Below are 9,018 nucleotides of genomic sequence, written 5' to 3'. Positions count from 1 at the left end.
GCAGGTACTTTGTGAATCTGTCTTTAAGCTCAGGATGTCTCAAGGCGTATTCAACGTATGCTTGATTTATGCCATAAAGCAAAGTATGTCTTTTTCGTATATTTGAATCAAAATGGCGATTACATAAAAATTGACGATGAATTTTACGATCTTACTGATTACTCTGATCTTGAAGCTTGTTTGGAATCGAAATATAAATTTAAATATTCCATATTAAATGCTCAAGATATTAACGCAAAGTTCATGCTAGATAAATTCAAAAAGGAAACTAGCGCATAAAAAGAATGTATAAAAGGGACAAAAAAAACTGACACAGAAGGGTTGGGAGAATGTTCAGTTAAAACACCTGACTCTTGAATCATTTCATTTAACGTTACATATTACAAAGCAATTGGCCCATGCATGCCAAATAAGGGAAAAAATTGCAGAATCTCCTTATCTACTTTGTCAGACTTTTAGATTAACCTAGCGATCCACAACCCGTTGATCGCTGTTTCGAATATTGCCCATAATCGATGGGCGGTAGCGTGTGTCAAGCTGGAAGCTGGAAGCTGGAAGCTGGAAGTAGGATTGAACTGCTTCCAGCTTCCAGCTTCCAGCCTCCAGCTCTCCAAAGAGCTTATTTATGATATCCCAAGAACGATTAACACACTTAAAACAGCTTGAAGCCGAGTCTATCCATATCATCCGTGAAGTCGCTGCCGAGTTTGAGAACCCGGTTATGCTGTACTCGATTGGTAAAGATTCTGCTGTGATGCTGCATCTGGCAGCCAAGGCTTTTGCACCGGGTGTTCCTCCTTTTCCGCTGATGCATGTCGACACTACCTGGAAATTTCGGGACATGATCAGTTTTCGTGATCGTATTTCTAAAAAATACGGTATGGAGCTGCTGGTTCATACCAATGAAGAAGGTCGTGCAGCGAACGTAAACCCATTTGATCATGGTTCTGCGAAATACACGGATACCATGAAAACTCAGGCACTTAAGCAAGCATTGAACAAGTACAAGTTTGACGCTGCTTTTGGTGGTGCTCGTCGGGATGAAGAAAAGTCTCGGGCTAAGGAGCGTGTTTACTCTTTCCGTGACAAAAACCATCGTTGGGACCCGAAAAACCAGCGTCCGGAACTTTGGAATACCTATAACGGAAAAGTTGAGAAAGGCGAGAGCATTCGTGTATTCCCACTTTCAAACTGGACTGAACTGGATATCTGGCAGTATATCTACCTTGAAAATATTGAAATTGTGCCTCTGTATTATGCGGCTGAGCGTCCGGTTGTAGAGCGTGATGGCACTTTGATAATGGTCGACGATGATCGTATGCCTTTGCATGAAGGTGAAGAGCCTGAGATGAAATGGGTTCGCTTTCGGACTTTGGGGTGCTATCCGTTGACGGGGGCTGTGGAATCGCAGGCCAATACTTTGCCGGAGATTATTCAGGAGATGTTGTTGACCAAGACGTCTGAGAGGCAGGGGCGTGTGATTGATCATGATTCTGCGGGGTCTATGGAGAAGAAGAAGATGGAGGGGTACTTCTAAAACTCTTTCAGAGTTTTAGAAGAGCTGGAAGCTGGAAGCTGGAGGCTGGAAGCTGTTTGGGGGAACCTTTTGTTGGGTTTTCTTTCTAATGGGTTTTGGGTTTTGGGTTTTGGGTTCTGGGTTATGAATTTTGAGAAATTGGGTGTTTGGAAGAAATCTGCGCGTCTTTCGGCTGAATTGTATAAGGGACTGAAAGAATTGAGGGATTTTGGGTTTCGTGATCAGATTACCCGGGCTGGGTTGTCGGTTCCGAGTAATATTGCTGAAGGTATGTCTTTGTCCAGCAATAAGCAAAAACATCATTTTCTCACTATCGCTAAGGGCTCCTGTGCAGAGCTTCGCACTCAAATTTATATTGGCATGGATATCGGCTATATCGGTAGGAATCAGGGTCAAACCTGGCTTGTCGAAACCCGTGAAATAGCGGCCATGCTGACCAGCTTAATGAACAAGATAAAAGCTGATGGGTAGGGAGCTGGAAGCTGGAAGCTGGAAGCTGGAAGCAGGGCGTGCCATGGCACGTTGCTTCCAACTTTCAGAAATCAGCTTCAAGCTTCAAGCTTCAAGCTTCAAGCTAAAAAAATGAATCAATCCGAACTTATTGAAAAAGACATCCTGGGCTATCTCAAGCAACACGAGTCCAAGGATATGCTGCGTTTCCTGACCTGTGGTAATGTTGATGACGGTAAATCGACCCTGATTGGTCGGTTGCTGCATGACTCCAAAATGATTTTTGAAGATCAGTTGGGGGCCATCAAAAACGATTCCAAGAAGTTTAATACCACCGATGAAGAGTTTGATCTGGCTTTGCTGGTTGATGGTCTTCAGTCTGAGCGTGAGCAAGGTATTACTATTGATGTGGCTTACCGCTACTTTTCGACTGAAAAACGCAAGTTTATTATTGCCGACTGTCCGGGGCATGAGCAGTACACTCGGAACATGGCTACCGGTGCTTCTAATTGTGACCTGGCGATTATTCTTATTGATGCGCGTTACGGTGTTCAAACCCAGACCCGTCGTCACAGTTTTATTACCAGCCTGCTGGGTATCAAGCACGTTATTGTTGCTGTTAATAAAATGGACCTGGTGGAATATTCTCAGGAACGTTTTCGTGAGATTAAGGCTGAGTACAAGTCTTTTGCCGATCAGTTGAACTTCTCTGATATTCGCTTCGTACCGATTTCAGCCTTGCGGGGTGACAATGTTGTGGAGTCAGGCGACAACATGTCCTGGTATCCGGGTGCGACATTGATGAAACTGCTGGAAACAGTCACGGTTGCAGACGATCTGAATACCACTGACTTCCGTATGCCTGTTCAGTACGTTAACCGTCCGAATCTGGATTTTCGTGGTTTTTGTGGGACAGTGGCCGCTGGCAAAATTCAGAAAGGCGATGCGATCACTGCCCTGCCCTCCGGTAAACAGAGCACAGTTCAGTCTATTCATGCACCGCAAGGTGAAGTAACCGAAGCCTTTGTAGGACAAGCGATCACCCTGACTCTGGACGACGAGATTGATGTATCCCGTGGGGATATGCTGGTTCACAGTGATCATCTGCCACAAGTGAGCGATGCGGTTGAAGCCCATATCGTCTGGATGAGTGATCAGGCTATGGTACCCGGTCGTGAATACGCACTGAAGTTCGCCACAAAAAGTACTTATGGTCGTATCAGTGATATTAAACACCGAGTTGATATCAACACACTTGAGCAGGAAGCCGCCCATCAGCTGGCATTGAACGAGATTGGCCTTTGCCAGATTGAGTCAAACGACCCAATTGTCTTTGACCAATACGATCAAATTCGTGGCACTGGTAATTTTATCGTGATTGATCGTATGACCAATGTCACGGTTGGGGCGGGGATGATTACCGGCTTTGCCGGGGCTGGAAGCTTGAAGCTGGAAGCTGGAAGCCGCGAGATGACGCCTGAGCGCATGCAGGAGTTTGAGGTTAAGCTGAATAAGCTTGTGCGTGAGTATTTTCCTCATTGGGAAGCTGTGAAGGTTGATTTGGAAGCTTGAAGCTGGAAGCCTGAAGCTGGAAGCCTGAAGCTGGAAGCCTGAAGCTGGAAGCTTGAAGCTTGAAGCTGAAAAGCGACTATGGCTGGTATAGCTGACATGGACTGGAGCTAGAGACACACACTCCCCAGCTTCCAGCCTCCAGCTTCCAGCTTCCAGCTCTCCCCCCCCGCCTATGCCATACATCGTACTCTTAATTCTGGCGCTTCTTGTTGCTGTCCTGGTGTTGAACAAGTTGCGGCCTGCTGTTGCCTTTGTGTCTGCTGTTGGTCTTTTCATTGCTCTGGGTTATATCAGTCTGGAAAGTGCTTTGAATAAAGTAGTGAATCCAGCTCTGGTTACACTGGTGCTTCTGATTCTGGTTTCACTGGCATTAGAAAAGACTCCCTTTGTTACTGGGTTGAGTGACAGACTTTTTAAAACTGGTTACCGTCGTTCAATTGTCAAGATGTTTGCTCTTGTCAGTAGTGCTTCGGCATTGATCAACAATACGGCGGTTGTTGCTTCTCTTTTGAGCACAGTTCGAAAGAATAAGCATTACTCGGCTTCCAGGGTCTTACTGCCACTCTCCTATGCATCCATATTTGGTGGTGGTCTTACCCTGATAGGCTCCAGTACCAATATGATTGTGAACTCCCTGGCTATTCAGGAAGGTATAGGATCTCTGGGATTCTTTACTTTTACCAAGCTGGGGCTGGTCATGGCAGTATTGGGTTGCATTATCATTGCCTTATTGGGTAAAAGAGCTTTACCTGACAGAAAGACTGATATTGTAGACACCAGGCACTACTTTATTGAAGCCAGGGTTACAGAAAACTCCTCTCTGGTGGGTAAAAGTATCGCAGATAACGGTCTTCGAAATCTGGGTAGCCTTTTTCTGGCTGAATTGATTCGTGAAGGAGAGTTGATCAGTCCTGTTTCGCCCAAAGAAAAACTTCACGTTGATGACGTTTTGGTGTTTTCAGGTGATATTCGCTCGGTTCATCTTTTGAATCAGTTCAAGGGGCTGGTGCTTTTTGATGAATCCAGCGAAAATCTTACCCATAATCTTTCCGAAGTGTTCATCAGTCACCAGTCTTCTCTGCTGGGTAAAACGATCCGTGACGTTAATTTCCGCACACAGTTCGATGCGGCTGTTGTCGCTGTTCGAAGAGGTGATGAACGACTGGGTGGATCTATAGGCAAGATTCGGCTGAGAACGGGTGATAGTCTGATTCTGGCTACAGGTGATGACTTTCAACAGCACAACAACCTGGATCGAAATTTCTATTTGATCAATGGTTTAAGAGCCAAACGCTATCTGTCCAGAAATACCAGTATTCTGGTCATTCTGAGCTTTCTGCTGACGTTGTTAGTGTCTCTGACCGGTTTTATTCCGCTGTCTGAAGGCCTGGCTTTTCTGTTAGGAGGCTATCTCATAAGTGGAGTACTCTCTCTGGATGAGATCAGGAGACGGTTTCCTTTCGAACTATTGACCATTGTTACAGCAACTCTTGCTATTGCAGAAGTCATTATCAGTTCCGGAACAGCCAACCTGATAGCAGACACACTGGTCTCAGTGTCCGAACATTGGGGCGTCATGGGCGCATTAGTAGCTGTTTATTTCATGACCCTGATCTTCACTGAGGTCATTAATAACAACGCTGCCGCTGCCCTTGTTTTCCCGATAGCCATTGAAGTTGCCAGCCGCTGGAATGCTGAACCACTGCCTTTTATAATCGCTATTATTTTTGGCGCCAGTGCCAGCTTTATATCACCCTTTGGTTATGCCACAAATTTGATGGTGTACAGCGCTGGTAATTATCGAATCCAGGATTATGTTCGACTGGGCTTGCCGCTTTCTGTTTTGTACAGTCTGGTTGTTTTGATACTTATTCCTTTGTTTTTTTCTTTTTGAGCTTGAAGCTGGAAGCTTGAAGCTGGAAGTTAAAAGACAGAAGCCGGTAATTTCAGCTTCTAGCTTCCAGCTTCCAGCTTCCAGCTCCCAAAGCCGGAGTTTTGTGTTTATGGAAAATATTGTCTGGCACCCCCATAAGGTGTCTAAGGAAGCGCGTTCTAACCTGAAATCCCAGAAGCCCTGTCTGATCTGGTTTACTGGGCTGAGTGGCTCGGGTAAGTCTACGGTTGCTAATGCAGTGGATGACCTTCTGCATGAGCGGGGTTATCACACCTATGTGCTGGATGGTGATAATGTTCGGCATCGTTTGAACAAGGACCTGGGGTTTAGCGATAGTGATCGGGTTGAAAACATTCGTCGTATAGGCGAGGTTTCAAATCTGTTAGTTGATGCTGGCCTGATTGTTCTGAGTGCTTTTATCTCTCCGTTCACATCTGATAGGAGAATGGTCAGAGATATGCTTCCAGAAGGTGAGTTCATCGAAGTCTTTATCAATACACCATTGGAAGTCTGTGAGCAGCGTGACCCCAAGGGGCTTTATCAGAAGGCCAGAGCGGGTGAAATCAAAAACTTTACGGGCATTGATTCCGGTTATGACGTTCCTGAGAACCCGGAAATTGTCATCAATACGGCAGAGATGTGCCTTAAGGAATGTGCTCAAATGGTTCTTGATTATTTAGTTGAGAAGAAGCTGCTTCAGAAATCCGGATTAAACATTCAGTCGGCTTGAGTCTTTAGCTGGAAGCTGGAAGCTGGAAGCTGGAAGCTGACAGAGTATTTCTTACCTGCCTCAAGCTTCAAGCTTCCAGCTTCCAGCTTTTTCAAAGGAAAAAAAAATGCTTGATAGTGTTATTGAAATTGCCCGTAAAGCGGGTGACGCGATCCTGTCTGTCTACGGGCGTGATTTTGCTACTTATGAAAAAAAAGACGAAAGCCCTCTGACGGAAGCTGATCTTGCAGCTCATGAAGTTATTGTTGCGGGGTTGAAACGTTTGACGCCTGAAATGCCTGTTCTGTCTGAAGAGTCTGCCAATATTAGCTGGCAGGAACGCAGTCAGTGGACGTCCTATTGGCTGGTAGATCCTTTGGATGGTACTAAGGAATTTATCAAACGTAATGGTGAATTCACCGTCAATATTGCGCTGATCGTTGATAACAAGCCAGCTATGGCTGTTGTCTATGCACCTGTGTTGAAGCTGTTTTATTTCGCTGATGATCAGGGTGCTTTCAAAATGGCTGAAGGAGAGTCTCCGGTTTCTATCAAAGTGGCTGATCATCACGACGATGAAATATGGAATGTGGTTGCCAGTCGCTCACACATGAGTGACGAAACACGTGACTTTGTAGAAAAGCTGGGTGCTGCCGAAATGGTATCCATGGGGAGTTCCCTTAAACTGTGTCTGGTTGCTGAAGGCAAAGCCCATGTTTATCCACGTTTTGCACTGACCAGTGAATGGGATACAGCAGCTGCTCAATGCGTAGTTGAAAAAGCCGGTGGACAGGTAGTAACCCCTGATTTTGAACCTCTTCTATACAATACCAAGGAAGATATGCTTAACCCTTTCTTTATTGTTTGCGGGGGTTCTTTCGAGAAGATCAAAAAGCTCTCCAGTGAATAGTTTTAACAAGGCCTGTGCTCAGGCCTTTTGATCAGAATACTCTGCTTTACCTGCATGTTCTTCGACTTGCGAACTTTTATGCTAAAAGCGTTTAAAAGAAGCCCAAAACTGTTTACTCTCAGGGTTCAATATACCCATGACTGGAACAGGGAAGTCGTTGTAATAGGCAAAACCACTTCCCCAACCGTTGACTTCTATTTTCGTAACAGAAGCCATCAGGTTCAAAAATATACAGAGATTGATATTAGCCGCGATGACTGTTTGGCACAGCTAGCCACTTCAATCACCCGTGGTTGTCTGATCGTTCTGGTCAGAGATGTTCCTCTCAGTATCTTAAAGCACCTTGCAGATGCTAACATGATGTGTGCTGGTGTGGTCTGGTTTTTTGATGACGATATACCGGGCGCTCATCTCGATCAGTTGCTTCCAAAGCCCTATCGAAAAAGCCTTTCTTCCTGGTACAAAAAAGCAAGCCCTCTGCTAACAAAATTGTGTAACAAGATCTGGGTTTCCACTGCTCACTTGGCAGAAAAATATCAATTACCAGCAGAAACGGTTCTCCCCCCCTGTCAGATACTAAAAGAAAAGCGACCTTTGGTTCGATGTTTTTATCACGGTAGCAGCTCTCATCAAGAAGACTGGAAGTTTGTATTAAACGTTACTAGAAAAGTACAGTCGCGCAACCTGAATACCTGGTTCGAACTGATCGGTGACCATTCACTGTATAAAGCGGTGAGAGGTATTCCCCGTGTTCAGGTCATCCACCCCATGCCCTGGCCCGACTATCTGACCATGACTGCATCAAGAACCATGGATATTGGTCTGGCACCTCTGATGAACACCTCGTTCAACCATTCCCGATCCCATACTAAATTGATTGATATCTGTCGTCAGAAGGCGGTGGGTGTCTATTCTGATCGCTTTCCTTTGTCGAAGAAGATAGAAGAAAGTAATGCTGGTTTAGTTGTTGATGACAGAGTGGATTCATGGGTTGAAGCGATTGAGTACCTTATGCAGTTGGATAAGCAGGATATGCTGAACAACGCAAATCAGTTGGTACTGGATGTTGAATCTTTGAGTCGTGTTCTCAGTGAAGGGGTTTGATTGTTGACATCGTTTAACTCTGTTCTATTTTTAAGGTACTTTGGCTCGTTCCCAAGTGTGGCAAAACAGTGGCTCCCGTACTGAACCCATACGACATCTCAAGTTGTTGAGCCTGTTTTCAGGTATGGGTTTGCATTTCCGCGCTGGTGCGTGGGAACGGATCATGACACCCCTCGGCCTGGTTTACCCACAGGGGACTTTCACCTCATAAGTTCGCCCATGCCGGGCGTACCAAAAAATTCCAGCGGACTGACTTCGGCAGCCACTGAATTTGGCGTTGCCCCCCTTATCTATCATTAAGTCTTAAACAAAGGATTATAATTAAGTTGTCGCAATTTATTTCGTTTTGGAGCAACTCTGGGTGGATTTCTAATTTATTAACAGTTGTATTAGGAACCATCACAATTGGTAGCATATTAAGAGAAATATATAAATATACTCGAAACAAGGCTGACTCATTCCATGATCATAGCAATATCAGTAATTATATAAAGTCTAATTATATTGAAAATAATATAGAAAGACTTAAAAAACGAAAAATTGCAATTATCGATGACGATCAAGATCAATACCCCATTGATCATCTTAGAAAAAGAGGATTCAACGTTACCTCTTATACGCAGGTTAGCCTTTCAGATTATGAGTTTATTAAAAATTATGATCTTATATTTCTTGATATTACTAATGTTGTTATCGAAGACCCACAAAAAGGAGGTTTTGAACTCATAAAACGTGTTCGGTCAGAGATAAACGGAATAGTTATAATTGGGGTTTCCTCAAAAAGATATGATCCGACACTCACAGAGTTTTTTAAACTTGCAGATGAGCAATCAAAAACACCG

At 44.6% G+C, this 9,018-nt stretch carries 7 protein-coding genes and 1 pseudogene; all 8 read left to right on the top strand.

Features of this window, described 5'->3' with window-relative positions:
* Positions 1-619 precede the first annotated feature (619 nt).
* Positions 620-1,537 (top strand): annotated as a pseudogene (gene cysD, locus KDK17_RS16440) (sulfate adenylyltransferase subunit CysD); the annotation flags it as partial.
* 69 nt (positions 1,538-1,606) lie between these two features.
* On the top strand, positions 1,607-2,008 hold the full coding sequence (locus KDK17_RS16435) for a four helix bundle protein (protein ID WP_257288558.1): 402 nt from the start codon (positions 1,607-1,609) through the stop codon (positions 2,006-2,008).
* 111 nt (positions 2,009-2,119) lie between these two features.
* Entirely contained in the window at positions 2,120-3,559 is a 1,440-nt protein-coding gene (gene cysN, locus KDK17_RS16430; RefSeq protein ID WP_257288557.1) for a sulfate adenylyltransferase subunit CysN, read from the top strand.
* A 172-nt stretch (positions 3,560-3,731) separates the two neighbouring features.
* Positions 3,732-5,453 carry an SLC13 family permease gene (locus KDK17_RS16425; protein WP_257288556.1) on the top strand — a complete coding sequence of 574 codons (1,722 nt, stop codon included), beginning with the start codon at positions 3,732-3,734 and terminating at the stop codon, positions 5,451-5,453.
* Between the two features lie 109 nt (positions 5,454-5,562).
* Complete coding sequence (cysC, locus tag KDK17_RS16420; RefSeq protein ID WP_257288555.1) at positions 5,563-6,183, top strand: adenylyl-sulfate kinase; 621 nt, start codon at positions 5,563-5,565, stop codon at positions 6,181-6,183.
* Positions 6,184-6,289: 106 nt separating this feature from the next.
* A complete protein-coding gene (cysQ, locus tag KDK17_RS16415; RefSeq protein ID WP_257288554.1) occupies positions 6,290-7,072 on the top strand; it encodes a 3'(2'),5'-bisphosphate nucleotidase CysQ in 783 nt (260 codons plus the stop codon).
* A gap of 78 nt (positions 7,073-7,150) precedes the next feature.
* On the top strand, positions 7,151-8,176 hold the full coding sequence (locus KDK17_RS16410; protein ID WP_257288553.1) for a hypothetical protein: 1,026 nt from the start codon (positions 7,151-7,153) through the stop codon (positions 8,174-8,176).
* A 326-nt stretch (positions 8,177-8,502) separates the two neighbouring features.
* The coding region (locus KDK17_RS16405) for a hypothetical protein (RefSeq protein WP_257288552.1) at positions 8,503-9,018 on the top strand (516 nt) is incomplete at its 3' end.

Source organism: Endozoicomonas sp. SESOKO2 (genome assembly GCF_024606245.1).
Lineage (GTDB): Bacteria > Pseudomonadota > Gammaproteobacteria > Pseudomonadales > Endozoicomonadaceae > Endozoicomonas_A.
This window is presented reverse-complemented; position numbering and strand designations above follow the sequence as displayed.

What these genes read in the sequence shown, in the direction of transcription:
- KDK17_RS16410 (WP_257288553.1), top strand. Translation starts at nt 7,151, where the DNA reads ATGCTAAAAGCGTTTAAAAGAAGCCCAAAACTGTTTACTCTCAGGGTT.
- cysQ (WP_257288554.1), top strand. Translation starts at nt 6,290, where the DNA reads ATGCTTGATAGTGTTATTGAAATTGCCCGTAAAGCGGGTGACGCGATC.
- cysC (WP_257288555.1), top strand. Translation starts at nt 5,563, where the DNA reads ATGGAAAATATTGTCTGGCACCCCCATAAGGTGTCTAAGGAAGCGCGT.
- KDK17_RS16425 (WP_257288556.1), top strand. Translation starts at nt 3,732, where the DNA reads ATGCCATACATCGTACTCTTAATTCTGGCGCTTCTTGTTGCTGTCCTG.
- cysN (WP_257288557.1), top strand. Translation starts at nt 2,120, where the DNA reads ATGAATCAATCCGAACTTATTGAAAAAGACATCCTGGGCTATCTCAAG.